Genomic DNA, 14,739 nt, shown 5'->3' with positions numbered 1-14,739 from the left:
GGCTTGCGCCCCACCCGGATCCCCGACCGCATGTCGTCCAACACCCTCGTCCTGATCGCCTGCCTCGCCGTCGCCGCGGTCCTGGTCGCGGGCCTCGCCAACATGATGCGCGGCGGCAGCGTGAACCTCTCGCAGAAGCTGATGCGCCTCCGGGTGCTCCTGCAGTTCGTCGCGATCGTGATCATCATGGGCGTCGTCTGGTGGCGCTCGGCGTGACGTCGTCGGGCCGGGTGTGACCGCGCCGCCGCACCGAACACCTTTCGATCCGGTGAAGGATGAATAGGCCGCCCCGCCGCGCGGGCCTCTGCTACGCTCGGTAGAAGCAAATCGCTGCGCCTAACCGGCCGAGCCCGCATGACTGCCCCTTCCCGCCTCCGTCTGTTCGGCCTTCTGACCGGGGCGGCGATTCTGCCGGCTTCGGCCGCCGACCTCGCGCCGCCGCCGCCCGCCGCCTACGCGGCCCCCGTCCAGCCGCTCAGCATCGTGTCGGAGATCCGGATCGGCGGCGCGGTGCAGGATCCCGGGAGCGCCGAGGGCAAGCTCCCCGGCTTCAGCAAGGCGAACGTCAACGGCGAGATCCTGTTCGCCAAGCCGCGCATCAGCGACGATCCGTTCTGGCAGGCCTTCGTGCCGCGGCCGACCGTCGGCGGCAGCTACAACACCGGCGGCCGGACCAGCTACGCCTATCTCGGCGCGACCTGGACGCTTGAGATCTTCCCCGAGACCTTCAACCGCCGCGTGTTCCTCGACGGGTTCTTCGGCGGCGTGGCCCATAACGGCTGGACCGGCCCGAAGGCCGAGACGCCCTACGGCTTCAACACCCTCGGCTGCTCGCCGATGTTCCGCGAGGCGGCCGCGCTGGGCTTCCGCCTGACGGAGCACTGGAGCATCATGGCGACGGTCGAGCACATGTCGAATGCCGGGCTCTGCGCCAACAACCGCGGCCTGACCAATTTCGGCGGCAAGATCGGCTACACGTTCTGAGGCACGCCACCCCGTGGTCAAGCTCAACCGCATCTACACGAGGACCGGCGACAAGGGGACGACCGCGCTGGCGGACGGGCAGCGGCGCTCGAAGGCGGACCTGCGGGTCGAGACCTACGGCACCGTCGACGAGACCAATGCCTGCATCGGCATGGCGCGCCTGCACACGCAGGGCCCCCTCGACGGGATGCTGGGGGCGATCCAGAACGACCTGTTCGACCTCGGCGCCGACCTCGCGACGCCGCCGACCCCCGAGCCCCTCCCCTACGAGCCGCTGCGGATCGTGGCGAGCCAGGTCGACCGGCTGGAGCGCGACATCGACGCGCTCAACGCCGCGATCCCGCCGCTGAAATCCTTCGTGCTGCCCGGCGGCTCGCCGGCTGCCGCGGCCCTGCACCTCGCCCGGACCGTCTGCCGGCGCGCCGAGCGGCTCGCGGTGAGCCTCGCGGCGCGGGAGGACGAGACGGTCTCGCCGGAGGCGCTGCGCTACCTCAACCGCCTGTCGGACTTCCTGTTCGTGGCGAGCCGGGCGGCGAACGGCGACGGGGCCGACGACGTGCTCTGGGTGCCCGGCGCCAATCGCTGAGCCGGCATCGCGGTTTTCGCGGGGCCGCCACGGCGCCGCGTTGACAAGGCGGAAATGTGGCCGTTACGGTCCGGCGCCTTGCGTGCCCCGGCCACGTTGCGCCTCGCGCGCCCGTGGGAGTGGCCTGCACGACGACAAGAATCCTCCGGGGAAGGATCGTGACCGCCATGAAGGTGCTGGTGCCCGTCAAGCGGGTGGTGGACTACAACGTCAAGATTCGCGTGAAGGCCGACGGCTCCGGCGTCGAGCTCGCCAACGTCAAGATGTCCATGAACCCCTTCGACGAGATCGCCGTCGAGGAGGCGATCCGCCTGAAGGAGAAGGGCAAGGTCACCGAGATCGTGGCCGTGTCGATCGGCCCGCAGCAGGCGCAGGAGACGCTGCGCACGGCACTCGCCATGGGCGCCGACCGGGCGATCCTGGTGAAGACCGACGTGAACTGCGAGCCGCTCGCCGTCGCGAAGCTCCTGAAGGCCGTCGTCGAGAAGGAGAGCCCGGAGCTCGTCATCCTCGGCAAGCAGGCGATCGACGACGACTCGAACCAGACCGGCCAGATGCTCGCCGCCCTGCTCGGCTGGCCTCAGGGCACCTTCGCGTACAAGATCGAGCCCGGCGAGGGCAGCCTCGACGTCACCCGCGAGGTCGACGGCGGCCTGCAGACCGTCAGCCTCAAGCTGCCGGCCATCGTAACGACGGACCTGCGCCTCAACGAGCCGCGCTACGCGTCGCTGCCCAACATCATGAAGGCCAAGAAGAAGCCCCTGGAGGAGCTGGCGCCCGACGCGCTGGGCGTCGATGTGACCCCGCGGCTCACGGTGCTGAAGACCGCCGAACCGCCAGGCCGCTCGGCCGGCGTGAAGGTCGCCTCCGCGGCCGAGCTCGTCCAGAAGCTCAAGGTCGAAGCCGGCGTCATCTGATCCGAGGCGGGGCTCCCGGTCGACGGTCGAGCCCCGCGCCACCACCTTCGAGGGCACCAGCAGACCATGACGACACTCCTCTTCGTCGAGCACGGCAACGGCCAGATCAAGGACAGCACGCTGAAGGCGCTCGCCGCCGCCAAGGAGATCGGCGCGCCGGTCCACGCGCTCGTGCTGGGCACCGGCTCCAAGGCCGTGGCCGAGGCCGCAGGCAGGCTCGACGGCGTCGAGAAGGTCCTGAACGCCGAGGACGGCGTCTACGACCACGACCTCGCCGAGCCGGTCTCGGCGCTCATCGCCGCCATCGCCGAGCCCTACGACACGATCATCGCCTCGGCCTCGACCACGGGCAAGAACGTGCTGCCGCGCGTGGCCGCCCTGCTCGACGTCGCGCAGGTCTCCGACATCATCAAGGTGGTCTCGCCCGACACGTTCGAGCGGCCGATCTACGCCGGCAACGCCATCCAGACCGTGCAGGCGCCCGCCGGCAAGAAGGTGATCACCGTGCGCACGGCGGCCTTCAAGGCGGCCGAAGAGGGCGGCGCCCCGGCGCCGGTGGAGGCCGTCTCGGCGGCCGCGCCTGAGGCGGGCGGCTCGAGCTTCAAGGGCGAGGAGATCGCCAAGTCCGACCGGCCGGAACTGGCCTCGGCGCGGATCATCGTCTCCGGCGGTCGCTCGCTCGGATCCTCGGACAAGTTCCACGAGCTGATCGAGCCGCTGGCCGACTCGCTGGGCGCCGCCGTCGGCGCCTCGCGCGCCGCCGTGGACGCGGGCTACGCGCCGAACGACTGGCAGGTGGGGCAGACCGGCAAGGTCGTGGCGCCGGACCTCTACGTCGCGGTGGGCATCTCGGGCGCGATCCAGCACCTCGCCGGCATGAAGGACTCGAAGGTCATCGTCGCCATCAACAAGGATGAGGACGCGCCGATCTTCCAGGTGGCCGATTACGGCCTCGTCGGCGACCTGTTCCAGGTCGTTCCCGAGCTGCAATCCGAGATCGGCAAAGCCAAGGGCCAGTAACGGCACCGGATCTGGCAACCCGCGAGCATTATCGCAGAACGCGGCTTCACGGGTTCCTTCCGGATCGAGGATTGGTCTAGAAGGCAGCAGCGGCGAGACTTCGCGCGGTGCCGTCGCGTCCGTGCCGTCCAGAGAGCTGGGCGGCAGCGCTGCGGCATCCGCCTTGGGGGCACAGGTCGGCACATGCATATGGAGATCAAGCGGGTCGGCATCGTCGGCGCGGGCCAGATGGGCAGCGGCATCGCGCAGGTCTGCGCCACCGCCGGCTTCGAGGTTCTGCTGAACGACCGCGATCCCGCCCGGCTCGAGAATGGACTGTCGGTGATCGAGGGCAGCCTCGCGCGCCTCGTCTCGAAGGGCACGCTCACCGAGGGCGACAGCGGCGAGGCCCGCTCGCGCATCGTCCCCGCCCGCGACTTCGCCGCCCTCGGCCCGTGCGATCTCGTCATCGAGGCGGCGACCGAGAACGAGGCGACCAAGCGCGAGATCTTCACCACGCTGTGCGGGTCGCTGCGGCCGGAGACCCTGGTGGCGACCAACACGTCGTCGATCTCCATCACCCGGCTGGCGGCGGCGACCGACCGGCCGGAGAAGTTCATCGGCATCCACTTCATGAACCCGGTGCCGGTGATGCAGCTCGTCGAGCTGATCCGCGGCATCGCTACCGAGGACACGACCTACGAGTCGGCCAAGGCGTTCATCGCGAAGCTCGGCAAGACGTCGACGATGTCGGAGGATTTCCCGGCCTTCATCGTCAACCGGATCCTGCTGCCGATGATCAACGAGGCGATCTACACGCTCTACGAGGGCGTCGGATCGGTCGAGTCGATCGACACCGCCATGAAGCTCGGCGCGAACCACCCGATGGGCCCGCTGCAGCTGGCCGACTTCATCGGCCTCGATACCTGCCTCTCGGTCATGCAGGTTCTCTACGAGGGCCTCGCCGATTCGAAGTACCGGCCCTGCCCGCTCCTCGTGAAGTACGTCGAGGCCGGCTGGCTCGGCCGGAAGGCGAAGCGCGGCTTCTACGATTACCGCGGCCCGACGCCGATCCCGACCCGCTGAGAGGGCCGTGTGCGGGACGGCCCGAGCCGTCCCGCGCGCGACGCCTTACTTCGGCGCGCCGTTCGCGCCCGGCTGGGCCGGCTGCGGATAGGACGGGTTGCCGCCCGGAACGGCGGTGCTGTTCGACGGCGACGACCCGCCGGACTGGCCGTTGACCGAGCCCGTCACCTCCTTGCGCGACGCGTCCTGGCTCTGGCTGGCGTAGTCCTTCGGCGAGTTGGCGCCGTTCCACGTGAGCAGGCCCACGGTCGCGATCGCCAGCAGGACGAGGCTCGCCACCAGGACCCAGAGCACCGGCTTGCCGCGCTCGCCCTGTCGGCTCTCGTTGGGGTTCAGTCTCTCGGCCATGTGCAAAACCTTCCTCGGCGGGACGCCACACGCCGGAACGGGCGCTGCGCGACACGATCTCGTTACCGGCCGCCAACGCGGGGCCGCCGAGGCAGGTTCCTGACGGGGCCGGCTCAGCGGCCGGTCGTCAGCAGGATCTTGCCGAGATGGGCGCTCGATTCCATCAGCTCGTGCGCCGCCCGCGCCTCTTCGAGCGGGAACGTGGCGTGGGTGACGGACCGGATGCGTCCGGCCTCGAGTTCGGGCCAGATGTCTTGACGGAGACCGTCGGCGATCGCGGCCTTGTCGGCCTTCCCGCGCGGCCGGAGCGTCGAGCCGGTGAAGGTCAGGCGGTTGCGCATGATCGGCGTGATGTTCAACCCGTCGACCTTGTAGCCGCCCATCAGCGCGATCATCACCAGCCGCCCGTCCGGTGCCAGCGACTTGAGGTTCCGGGCGAGGTAGCTGGCGCCGATCATGTCGAGGATGACGTCGACGCCGCGCCCGTCGGTGAGGCGCTTCAGTTCCTCGGCGAAGTCGGCCTGCTTGTAGTCGATCGCGGCATCCGCCCCGAGATTTTCGCAGAACCGGCACTTCTCGGCGGAGCCCGCCGTCGCGAAGACCCGGGCGCCGACATGCTTGGCGATCTGGATCGCCGTGGCGCCGATGCCGCTCGACCCGCCGTGGACGAGGAAGCTCTCGCCGCGCGTCAGGCGGCCGCGCTGGACCACGTTGGAGTAGACCGTGAAGAAGGTCTCCGGCAGACCGCCGGCATCGACCAGCGAGACGGCCTTCGGTCGCGGCAGGCAGTGGGCCGCCTCGGCCACGGCGTACTCGGCGTAGCCGCCGCTGATCACAAGCGCGCAGACCTCGTCGCCGGCCGACAGGCCCTCGACTCCGCTGCCGAGCGCGACCACGCGGCCGGCGACTTCGAGGCCGGGAATCTCGGTGGCGCCGGGCGGCGGCGGGTACACCCCGGACCGCTGCGCGACGTCGGGCCGGTTCACCCCGGCCGCCACCACCTCGATCAGGACCTGGCCGGGCCCCGGGCTCGGCACGGGCGCGTTCTCCAGGCTGATCACCTCCGGTCCGCCGGAACCCGCGTAGCGGATCTGGCGCATGGTCCCGGGCAGGTCGGTGGTGGCCATCAGCGATTGTCCTCAGCGCGCACGTCGTCTCGGCCGCGCTCACGGTGTCGCGGCCCGGCTCTACTTGCGGCAACGGGCGCGCTTGGCAAGCCGCGCGCCCGCTGCCGGTCCGGGGTGCCGCCTAGCGGGCCGCCGCCTTCACGGCCGCCGGGAGGACGATCGCGCCCTGCGCGAGGCTCTTCGGCCAGACCGCGACCTGCTTGCCGTCCTGCCACTGCGCCATCAGGCCGGTGACGAAGCCCGGCCCGTACTTGATCGAGTGGGTGAACGGGTCGTCCTTGCCGTAGAACTGCGTGCGCCCGACGGTGCCGACCCAGTCGGTCTTCTCCAGGGCGTCGACCAGCTTGTCGGCCTCCGTGGTGCCGGCCCGCTTCACCGCGTCGGCGGCGTAGTAGACCTGATCGTAGGCCATGTACCCGGCGTAGGACGGGTCGCTGCCGAAGCGCTTCTTGAACGCGGCGCTGAAGGCGAGCGACTTGTCGGTGATCGCCGCGCCCGGCACCGCGATGCTCTGGAAGATCACGCCCTGGGTCGCGCCGTTGGTGTTCGACCAGAAGGTCGAGGAGGTCGCCTGCGAGTTCATGCCGGTCATGGCGAGCGGCACCTTCTGGTTCTGCCACTGCACGGTCGGCTGCACGCCGACATGCGAGATGCCGGTGACGATCAGGTCGGGCTTGGCCGCCTCGATCTTGTTGTAGATCGGCGTGAAGTCGCCCGTGTCCGGCGAGAAGCGGATGTGGTCGACGACCTTCACACCGATCTCGGGCAGGCACTTCTCGTAGCCGACGTCGAGCGGCCGGGTCCAGGCCGCGTCCTCGCTCATGATCGCGGCGGTCTTCACCTTCATCAGGTCGATCAGCATGTCCTTGGTGGAATCGCAGATGGACTGGGCGAGTGCCGCCGAGGTCAGGTAGCCGTGGAAGGTGTACTTGTTGCGCGCGTAGTCCTTGTGGACCGCGGCGCTGATCTCGTTCGAGGCCGCGCCGGGCGTGATCATCGGCGTCTTGAGCCGGGCCGCCCAGGGCATCAGCGCCAGCACGACCTCGGAGATGTAGCTGGCGATGACGAGGTTGACCTTGTCCTCGGAGACCGCCCGCTGGAAGGCGCGGACCGCGTCGGAGGCGGAGGACTTGTCGTCGTAGGTGACGACCTGGATCTGGCGCCCGTCGACGCCGCCCTGGGCGTTGATCTCGTCGGCGGCGAGCTGGACGGCCTGCGGGATCGAGGCCCCGACCACGGACTGCGCCTCGGCGATCACCCCGATCCTGATGGGATCCGCGGCCCGCGCCTGCGTCGATCCCAGTAATCCGGCCACTGCGAGCAGGGCCAGGGCCCGGCTCGAGACGCTGCGTTCCATCGGCATGGGCTTCCTCCTGCGGCCCGTGCGGCTTTTGCCGCCGCATCGGGTCCAGGACAGGATAGTGCAGCACGCGGATGCTTGAATACAGTGTGCAGATGCGGAAAGCCGTGACAGACGGGCGCTCACCTGTCCGCCCGGCCGAAGATCAGGCTCAGATTGTTGGCGGGCATGGCCACGCGCCGGACCAGGCTGAGCCCGTGTTGGGCCGCTTCCGCCGCGACAGCGTCGAGGTCCCGCACGCCCCAGGCGGGATCCCGCGCGCGTAAGGAGGCGTCGAAGGCGGCGTTGCTCTCCGCGAACGGCCGATCCGCCTCGCGGAACGGCCCGTACAGGAACAGGACGCCGCCCGCGCTCAGGACGCGTCCGGCGCCGGCCATCAAGCCCTCGGTGGCGGCCCAGGGCGCGATGTGGATCATGTTGATGCACACGATCCCGTCGACCCGCGCGACGGGCCACGCCGCGGCGGCGGCGTCGAGCGCGAGCGGCGGCCGGATATTGGCGAGCCCGGCCCGGAGCGCGTGCGCGGCGATGCTGCGCCGGGCGGCGGGTTCGGGATCGCTCGGCAGCCAGTCCAGGCCAGGCAGGGCCGCGGCGACGTGAACCGCGTGCTCACCGGAGCCGCTGGCGATCTCCAGAACGGTGCCGCTGTCGGGCAGGATCTCGCGGAGCACGGCCAGGATCGCGTCGCGGTTGCGCGCGACGGCCGGCGCCGTCAGGGCCTCGGTGACGTCGACGTCCCAGCCGAGCATGGAGGCCCTCCATCGGTCTGCGCAGTCCGTCGACGGGATGGCGGCCGGACGCGTCACACACCCATATTGCGCGGGCGGACCCGTTGCCATACCGCATTCCACCGGTGTTCCGCCCGTTCGACGCGCTGTTCGCGCCAGCCTCCGCGTCTCTCGCGGTGCGAACCGTCCCGATCGGCCCGGCAGGGTTGAAAGCGCCGCCCCACTTCCGGACTTGCCGTCCTCCGAGACGTCCAGGGATTCGCCCATCGTGCCCGACCCGCAAGCCGCCCGGACACTGCCCAAGGTCGCGACCGGCATCACCGGTTTCGACGACCTGACCCATGGCGGTCTGCCGGCCGGGCGGCCGACGCTCATCTGCGGCGCCGCGGGCTGCGGCAAGACGCTGTTCGCCACGACCTTCCTGGTCAACGGCGCGACGCTCTACGGCGAGCCCGGCGTGTTCATGAGCTTCGAGGAGCGGGCCGAGGATCTGGCGGCGAACGTCGCGTCGCTCGGCTACGACCTCGACGGTCTCGTCGCCGCGGGCCATCTCGCCATCGACCACGTGCGCGTGGAGCGGAGCGAGATCGAGGAGACCGGAGAGTACGACCTCGAGGGCCTGTTCATCCGCCTCGGCTTCGCGGTGGACTCGATCGGGGCCAAGCGCGTCGTCCTCGACACGATCGAGACGCTGTTCGCGGGCTTCACCGATCCGACCCTGCTCCGCGCCGAGCTGCGCCGCCTGTTCGGCTGGATCAAGGATCGCGGCCTGACCGCGATCATCACGGGCGAGCGCGGCGACGGGCCGCTCACCCGCCAGGGCCTGGAGGAGTACGTCTCCGACTGCGTCGTGCTGCTCGACAACCGCGTCGAGGACCAGATCACCACGCGACGGTTGCGCGTCGTCAAGTATCGAGGCTCCGCCCACGGCACCAACGAGTACCCGTTCCTGATCGATCACGCGGGGATCAGCGTCCTGCCGGTGACCTCGGCGGATCTCGTCTACGGGGTGCCCGACGGCATCCTCTCGACGGGGATCGCCGGGCTCGACGCCATGCTGGGACCGCGGGGCTTCCATCGCGGCTCCGGGATCCTGATCTCCGGCGAGGCCGGGACCGGGAAGAGCATGCTCGCCGCCTCGATCCTCGACGCGGCCTGCCGGCGCGGCGAGCGCTGCATGGCCTTCGTGTTCGAGGAGAGCGGTGCCCAGATCATCCGCAACGCGCGCTCGATCGGGCTCGACCTCGCCGCGCACGTGGCGAGCGGCCGCCTCCGCTTCGAGGCCGCGCGGCCGAGCCTGTTCGGTCTGGAGACGCATCTCGCGCGGATGCACCGCGACCTCGACCAGTTCCGGCCGGACGTGGTGGTGCTCGACCCGATCTCGGCCCTGCGCGGGTCTTCGGGCGAGCTGCAGGCGACGCTCCTGCGCATGATCGACCTGATCAAGACCCGCGGCATCACGGCGATCTTCACGACCCTCCGCGGCGACGGCTCCCTGATCGAGGACAACGATCTCGGCGTGTCCTCCCTGATGGATGCCTGGATCAAGCTCCAGAACATGGAGGCGAACGGCGAGCGGACGCGGACCCTCTACGTCATCAAGGCGCGGGGTATGAGCCACTCCAACCAGATCCGCGAATTTCTGATGTCGTCGGACGGGATCCAGTTGGTGGATGCCTATATTGGTCCTTCAGGTGTTCTCACCGGCACCGCGCGCCTGGTTCAGGAGGCTCAGGAACGCGCGGCCGCGCTGCAGCACCGGGACGCGACCGAGCGCCGGCTCCGGGATATGGCGCGCCGACGCTCCGCCTTGGAGCGTCAGATCGAGGAGCTCAGGGCCGGTCTCGAGGCGGCCGTGGACGAGGAGGAGAGCCTGCGTACCGAGGACGCGGCGCGGGGCGTCACGCTCGCGGCGGAGCAGCAGGCGTTGAGCGCACGACGGAGTGCCGCGGAATGAGCGATACGACATCGGACGACCAAGCACCCGAGACGGATCCCGACCGCGATTCCGGCCACTATCACCTGCGCCTCTACGTCGCCGGGCAGACGGCCAAGTCTCTCGCTGCCCTGAGCAACCTGAAGCGGTTCTGCGAGGAGCACCTGGCCGGCCATTACGACATCGAGGTCATCGATCTCATGAAGAACCCTCAGCTCGCCGCCGGCGATCAGATCCTCGCGATCCCGACCCTCGTGCGCCGGCTGCCGTCGCCGCTCAAGCGGATCATCGGCGACCTGTCGAACACCGAGAAGGTTCTGGTCGGCCTCGACATCCGTCCCAAGGCCGACCGGCCTTGAACGCGGCCGCCTCGTCTCCGACGGACGCGGAGCACGTCCGGTTGCGGCTGTTCGTGGCCGGAACCGCGTCGCGCTCGCTGCGCGCGGTCGAAGTGCTGCGCCGCATCTGCGAGGCCCACTTCCCGGGCCGCTACGAGCTGGAGATCGTCGACATCTATCAGCAGCCCGACCTTGCCGAGCGCGACGGGATCCTCGCCGCGCCCACACTCCTGAGACTGGCGCCGGGGCCGGAACGGCGCCTCTCGGGCGACCTCCTGGATGAGGGCCGCGTGCTGCGCAGTCTCGAGATCGCGTCCGCCGCGGAGCCGCTCTGATGGGTGTGGACGCTCTGCTGCCCGGCGACGAGCCCGGGCTCGACGCCTATCGCGCCCATATCCGCGAGCTCGAGGCGCGGCTGGAGGAGAGCGAGGAGACCCTCGCGGCCATCCGCCGGGGCGATTTCGACGCCGTCGTGGTGGAGGGCCCGAACCACGAGCGCCTCGTCTACACGCTCGAGAACGCGGACCTGCCCTACCGGGCGCTAATCGAGCAGATGCAGGAAGGCGCGTTCACGTTGGCGCTGGACGGGACGCTGCTCTACTGCAACCGGCGGCTGGCCGAGATGCTCGGCGAGCAGCAGGAGCGCCTGACCGGCCGCGCGCTCCGGAATTTCGTCCACGCGGATGTCGACCTCGGGCGCCTGATCCGGCACGCGATGGACGGGCCCGTCCGCGAGGAGATCGCGCTGCACGCGGCGGGATCGGAGAGCGCGACCTTCCTGTCGCTCAGCCGCTTCGCCTGCCAGGGCGATCAGCCGCTCCTCTGCGGGATCCTGACGGACCTGACCGAGCAGCGACGCAGTATGCAGGCGTTGGCGGAGGCTCATGCCAAACTCCAGTCCGAGAGCGCCGAGCGCGAGCGCGTGGAGGAGGCGCTGCGGCAGTCGCAGAAGCTCGAAGCGGTGGGGCAGCTGACCGGCGGCGTCGCCCACGACTTCAACAACCTGCTGACGGTGATCAAATCCTCCACCGACCTGCTCAAGCGCCCGGACCTGCCGGAGGAGCGCCGTCGCCGTTACGTCGAGGCCATCTCCGACACGGTCGACCGCGCCGCCAAGCTGACCGGCCAGCTCCTGGCCTTCGCGCGCCGTCAGGCCCTCCGGCCCGAGGTTTTCGAGGTGGGCGCCTCGCTGCGGGCCGTGGCGGAGATGCTGGATTCGGTCACCGGAGCGCGCATCAGCGTTCTGGCCGAGATCCCCGCCACCCCCTGCTACATCCGCGCCGACCTCAGCCAGTTCGAGACCGCGCTGATCAACATGGCGGTGAACGCCCGCGACGCGATGGGCGGTGAGGGCACCCTCACCCTGAAGCTATCCGGCGACCGGCCGATGCCGGCGATCCGCGGTCACGCGGGGTCGCGCAGCACCTTCGCGGCGGTGTCGCTGTCCGACACCGGCATCGGCATTCCGGCCGACGTGCTGCCGCGCATCTTCGAGCCGTTCTTCACCACCAAGGACATCGGCAAGGGCACCGGGCTCGGGCTGTCCCAGGTCTTCGGCTTCGCCAAGCAGTCCGGGGGCGACGTCGACGTGTCGAGCAGCCCGGGCCACGGCACGACCTTCACGCTCTACCTGCCGCAGGCAGAGCACGCGCCGGACATGTCCGTCACGCCGCGGAGCGAGGAGAACGGGCTCGACGGCGCCAGCCTCTGCGTGCTGGTCGTCGAGGACAACATCGAGGTCGGCCGCTTCGCCACGCAGATCCTGGAGGATCTCGGGCACAAGACCGTCTGGGCGACCAATGCCGAGGAGGCGCTCGTCGAGATCGAGAGGATCCCCTTCCGCTTCGACGCCGTCTTCTCCGACGTCGTGATGCCCGGCATGGGCGGTATCGCGCTGGCCCGCGAGCTGCAGCGGCGCCTGCCCGACCTGCCGGTGGTCCTCACCTCCGGCTACAGCCACGTGCTGGCGCAGGAGGGCGTCCACGGCTTCGACCTGATCCAGAAGCCCTACTCGGTGGATCAGCTCTCGCAGACCCTCCGCAAGGTCGTCGGCAAGGGCCGCGCCGGAGCCCAGCGTCGGCGCTGAGGCCGGCTCCTAGCGGGTGCCGTACATCCGGTCGCCGGCGTCGCCGAGGCCCGGGACGATGTAGCCGTGGTCGTTCAGGTGGCTGTCGATCGCCGCGGTCCAGACCGGCACGTCCGGATGGGCGGCCTGGAACTTGGCGAGGCCCTCCGGCGCCGCCAGTAGGCAGACGAAGCGGAGGTCGGAGGCGCCCCGGGCCTTGAGGCGGTCGAGGGCCGCGATCGCCGAGTTGGCGGTCGCCAGCATCGGATCTAGCACCAGCACCGTCCGGTCGGCCAGATCGGACGGCGCCTTGAAGTAGTACTCCACGGCTTCCAGCGTCTCGGGATCCCGGTAGAGCCCGATATGCGCGACGCGGGCCGACGGGACCAGCGACAGCATGCCGTCGAGAAAGCCCACTCCGGCGCGGAGGATCGGCGCGAGCACCAGCTTCTTGCCCTGGATCTGCTGCCCCTGCATCGGCTGGAGGGGCGTCTCGATGGTGACAGGCTCCAGCGGGAGGTCACGGGTCACCTCGTAGGCCAGGAGCATCCCGATCTCGTTGAGGATCTGCCGGAAGCCCTTGGTCGAGCGGTTCTTGTCCCGCAGATGGGTCAGCTTGTGCTGCACCAGCGGGTGATCGACCACGGTGACCCGAGCCGTCGACATGCCCCGAACCCTCCCCTTGCGGTTGAGGAGCAATGCAGGAGCGAAGGCCGGGGTGCAACTCGTCCGGCGTAAGGCCGGGTCGAAGGTGGTGCGCGAGGACTCGGGTAGGCGTCGCGGCCGGGCGCGAAATCTTCTCGCAAGGATGGAGTCTCGGTCGCCGCGGACCGTCGCGTGCGGGCCTGGCACAAGTGTCACTTGTCTCGTCGCGATCAACGCTTTCGTTTGGATAAGAGAGATTTTCGGGCGAACCGGATACTCGAACCTGCGCGAGGGTTGACCTTTATCTGATATGATAATGTAGCTTTGTTCAGTAAATTATCAATTTCTGCAGAATTTTTATAAGCAAAAATTGTTCAATGATGTTTTTAAGGCGCGAGTTGCGCGAGATCCCGAAGTGGCTAGATGCAGTCGCCTGCGTCGGGCCGCCCGATGCGACCGTCCCGCACTCGGATCTGGCCGAGGATCGTCATGCGCGCATCCATTCCACTCAAAGCAATCCTGGCCCTTCTCTTCGCGGGACTTGCCCTGATCTCCGCGGCGCAGGGCGGTCTGTCCCTCCGTCAGCTGGCCGGGATCGGGCAGGCTGCGACGGCGCTGGCCAGGGACTGGGTGCCCTCCCTCGAGAAGGTCGGCGCGATCGAAGTGGCGGCCTCCGAGGTGCGCATCAAGCAGTACCGGCTCATCCTGCTGTCGGATACGCCGGAGCACCGGGACGCCAATGAGGCCGCCCTGGCAAACACGCACGCGCGGCTGCGCGATGCGCGCCGGGCTTACGAACCGCTGATCACCACCGCCGAGGAGCGGCGGCACTACGACGCGTTCGGCGCGTCCTGGACCCGATACGCGGAGGTGGATCGGGACGTGCGGCGCCTCGTGGAGGCGGGGCGGCAGACGGAGGCGACCGCGCTGCTGATCCGGCCCGACGTCGTGGCACTGTACGACGGCGCCCGGGCGGCCCTGGCCCGTCTGGCGGACCACGACGAGAAAGCGGCGCAGCAGGACGCGGACGCGGCGATGAGCCGGGTCGAGGCCGCGTCCGCCGCGGCCGTCGCCAGCATCGGCCTCGCGCTGGTGTCCGCCCTGGCGGCGGCGATCTTCGGCCTCCTCTACATCTCGCGGCCGATCGCCGCGATGACCGCCGCGATGACCCGACTGGCGCGGGGTGAGGCCGGCACCGAGGTCCCGTTCCGGCACCGTCGCGACGAGATCGGCGCCATGGCGGCGGCCGTGCAGGTGTTCAAGGACAACCTGATCCGCACCCGGCAGCTGGAGGCCGAGGCCGAGGCGGCGCGGCAGGACGCGGAGCGTCAGCGCGGCCTCGCGATGCGGCAGGTCGCCGACCGGTTTGCCGACGCCGTCGGCGGGATTGTCGCGCAGGTCTCGACCGCGGCGGCCGGCCTGCAGGCCACGGCCCGCGGCATGACGGAGACCGCGGCCGAGACCGCGGGGCAGTCGACCACCGTCGCGGCCGCGGCCGAGGAGGCGGCCAGCAACGTCGGCACCGTGGCGGCGGCGGCCGAGGAACTCGGCGCCTCCGTGCAGGAGATCGGCCGGCAGGTCGACGGCTCGGCCGGTCTCGCGCGGGCGGCGGTCGCGGAG

At 69.9% G+C, this 14,739-nt stretch carries 16 protein-coding genes; 11 read left to right on the top strand and 5 right to left on the bottom strand.

Annotation, left to right across the window (positions count from 1 at the left end):
- Positions 1-30: 30 nt before the first annotated feature.
- The 6 genes from BMY19_RS05695 (at position 31) to BMY19_RS05670 (ending at position 4,572) form a co-directional block, all read left to right on the top strand.
- Positions 31-216, top strand: coding sequence for a twin transmembrane helix small protein (locus tag BMY19_RS05695; RefSeq protein ID WP_020091853.1), 186 nt, complete (start codon positions 31-33; stop codon positions 214-216).
- A 138-nt stretch (positions 217-354) separates the two neighbouring features.
- Positions 355-984, top strand: a complete 630-nt coding sequence (locus BMY19_RS05690; RefSeq protein WP_056528353.1) for an acyloxyacyl hydrolase — start codon at positions 355-357, stop codon at positions 982-984.
- Positions 985-997: 13 nt separating this feature from the next.
- Positions 998-1,570, top strand: a complete 573-nt coding sequence (locus BMY19_RS05685; RefSeq protein ID WP_056528350.1) for a cob(I)yrinic acid a,c-diamide adenosyltransferase — start codon at positions 998-1,000, stop codon at positions 1,568-1,570.
- A gap of 167 nt (positions 1,571-1,737) precedes the next feature.
- Positions 1,738-2,487 carry an electron transfer flavoprotein subunit beta/FixA family protein gene (locus BMY19_RS05680; protein ID WP_056528346.1) on the top strand — a complete coding sequence of 250 codons (750 nt, stop codon included), beginning with the start codon at positions 1,738-1,740 and terminating at the stop codon, positions 2,485-2,487.
- A 66-nt stretch (positions 2,488-2,553) separates the two neighbouring features.
- Entirely contained in the window at positions 2,554-3,507 is a 954-nt protein-coding gene (locus BMY19_RS05675) for an electron transfer flavoprotein subunit alpha/FixB family protein (RefSeq protein WP_100251141.1), read from the top strand.
- A gap of 183 nt (positions 3,508-3,690) precedes the next feature.
- Entirely contained in the window at positions 3,691-4,572 is an 882-nt protein-coding gene (locus BMY19_RS05670) for a 3-hydroxybutyryl-CoA dehydrogenase (RefSeq protein WP_026604743.1), read from the top strand.
- Positions 4,573-4,617: 45 nt separating this feature from the next.
- Here the strand turns inward: BMY19_RS05670 and BMY19_RS05665 are convergent, their stop codons facing one another.
- From BMY19_RS05665 to BMY19_RS05650, 4 genes are all read right to left on the bottom strand, one after another.
- Positions 4,618-4,920, bottom strand: a complete 303-nt coding sequence (locus BMY19_RS05665) for a flagellar basal body-associated FliL family protein (RefSeq protein ID WP_020091847.1) — start codon at positions 4,918-4,920, stop codon at positions 4,618-4,620.
- A 113-nt stretch (positions 4,921-5,033) separates the two neighbouring features.
- Entirely contained in the window at positions 5,034-6,047 is a 1,014-nt protein-coding gene (locus BMY19_RS05660; protein WP_100251140.1) for an NAD(P)H-quinone oxidoreductase, read from the bottom strand.
- Positions 6,048-6,168: 121 nt separating this feature from the next.
- A complete protein-coding gene (locus BMY19_RS05655) occupies positions 6,169-7,410 on the bottom strand; it encodes an ABC transporter substrate-binding protein (RefSeq protein WP_100251139.1) in 1,242 nt (413 codons plus the stop codon).
- Positions 7,411-7,529: 119 nt separating this feature from the next.
- Positions 7,530-8,156 (bottom strand): DUF938 domain-containing protein, encoded by a 627-nt coding sequence (locus BMY19_RS05650; RefSeq protein WP_100251138.1) that lies wholly within the window; start codon positions 8,154-8,156, stop codon positions 7,530-7,532.
- Between the two features lie 247 nt (positions 8,157-8,403).
- Between BMY19_RS05650 and kaiC the strand changes: the two genes are divergently transcribed.
- Genes kaiC through BMY19_RS05630 form a run of 4 tightly spaced genes read left to right on the top strand, consistent with a single transcriptional unit; the run spans position 8,404 to position 12,495 of the window.
- A complete protein-coding gene (gene kaiC / locus BMY19_RS05645) occupies positions 8,404-10,092 on the top strand; it encodes a circadian clock protein KaiC (RefSeq protein WP_170862915.1) in 1,689 nt (562 codons plus the stop codon).
- Positions 10,089-10,430: a circadian clock KaiB family protein gene (locus BMY19_RS05640; RefSeq protein ID WP_056528328.1), complete on the top strand. Its 342-nt coding sequence runs from the start codon at positions 10,089-10,091 to the stop codon at positions 10,428-10,430. Before kaiC ends, BMY19_RS05640 begins: the two co-directional genes overlap by 4 nt.
- Complete coding sequence (locus tag BMY19_RS05635; protein WP_042670640.1) at positions 10,427-10,744, top strand: circadian clock KaiB family protein; 318 nt, start codon at positions 10,427-10,429, stop codon at positions 10,742-10,744. The genes BMY19_RS05640 and BMY19_RS05635 overlap by 4 nt, the downstream gene beginning before the upstream one ends.
- A complete protein-coding gene (locus BMY19_RS05630; RefSeq protein ID WP_100251136.1) occupies positions 10,744-12,495 on the top strand; it encodes an ATP-binding protein in 1,752 nt (583 codons plus the stop codon). The genes BMY19_RS05635 and BMY19_RS05630 overlap by 1 nt, the downstream gene beginning before the upstream one ends.
- Before the next feature lie 9 nt (positions 12,496-12,504).
- Here BMY19_RS05630 and upp read toward each other — a convergent pair whose 3' ends face one another.
- On the bottom strand, positions 12,505-13,140 hold the full coding sequence (gene upp / locus BMY19_RS05625) for a uracil phosphoribosyltransferase (protein ID WP_020096508.1): 636 nt from the start codon (positions 13,138-13,140) through the stop codon (positions 12,505-12,507).
- Between the two features lie 468 nt (positions 13,141-13,608).
- Between upp and BMY19_RS05620 the strand changes: the two genes are divergently transcribed.
- A partial coding sequence (locus tag BMY19_RS05620) for an MCP four helix bundle domain-containing protein (protein WP_100251135.1) occupies positions 13,609-14,739 on the top strand: 1,131 nt, incomplete at its 3' end.

Source organism: Methylobacterium sp. UNC300MFChir4.1 (assembly GCF_900110155.1).
GTDB lineage: Bacteria > Pseudomonadota > Alphaproteobacteria > Rhizobiales > Beijerinckiaceae > Methylobacterium.
Note: the sequence above shows the minus strand (reverse complement) of the source record. Positions and strands in the feature narration are given on the sequence as shown.

What these genes read in the sequence shown, in the direction of transcription:
- BMY19_RS05675 (WP_100251141.1), top strand. Translation starts at nt 2,554, where the DNA reads ATGACGACACTCCTCTTCGTCGAGCACGGCAACGGCCAGATCAAGGAC.
- BMY19_RS05670 (WP_026604743.1), top strand. Translation starts at nt 3,691, where the DNA reads ATGCATATGGAGATCAAGCGGGTCGGCATCGTCGGCGCGGGCCAGATG.
- BMY19_RS05640 (WP_056528328.1), top strand. Translation starts at nt 10,089, where the DNA reads ATGAGCGATACGACATCGGACGACCAAGCACCCGAGACGGATCCCGAC.
- BMY19_RS05680 (WP_056528346.1), top strand. Translation starts at nt 1,738, where the DNA reads ATGAAGGTGCTGGTGCCCGTCAAGCGGGTGGTGGACTACAACGTCAAG.
- BMY19_RS05665 (WP_020091847.1), bottom strand. Translation starts at nt 4,920, where the DNA reads ATGGCCGAGAGACTGAACCCCAACGAGAGCCGACAGGGCGAGCGCGGC.
- BMY19_RS05630 (WP_100251136.1), top strand. Translation starts at nt 10,744, where the DNA reads ATGGGTGTGGACGCTCTGCTGCCCGGCGACGAGCCCGGGCTCGACGCC.
- upp (WP_020096508.1), bottom strand. Translation starts at nt 13,140, where the DNA reads ATGTCGACGGCTCGGGTCACCGTGGTCGATCACCCGCTGGTGCAGCAC.
- BMY19_RS05695 (WP_020091853.1), top strand. Translation starts at nt 31, where the DNA reads ATGTCGTCCAACACCCTCGTCCTGATCGCCTGCCTCGCCGTCGCCGCG.
- BMY19_RS05655 (WP_100251139.1), bottom strand. Translation starts at nt 7,410, where the DNA reads ATGCCGATGGAACGCAGCGTCTCGAGCCGGGCCCTGGCCCTGCTCGCA.
- BMY19_RS05650 (WP_100251138.1), bottom strand. Translation starts at nt 8,156, where the DNA reads ATGCTCGGCTGGGACGTCGACGTCACCGAGGCCCTGACGGCGCCGGCC.
- BMY19_RS05660 (WP_100251140.1), bottom strand. Translation starts at nt 6,047, where the DNA reads ATGGCCACCACCGACCTGCCCGGGACCATGCGCCAGATCCGCTACGCG.
- BMY19_RS05690 (WP_056528353.1), top strand. Translation starts at nt 355, where the DNA reads ATGACTGCCCCTTCCCGCCTCCGTCTGTTCGGCCTTCTGACCGGGGCG.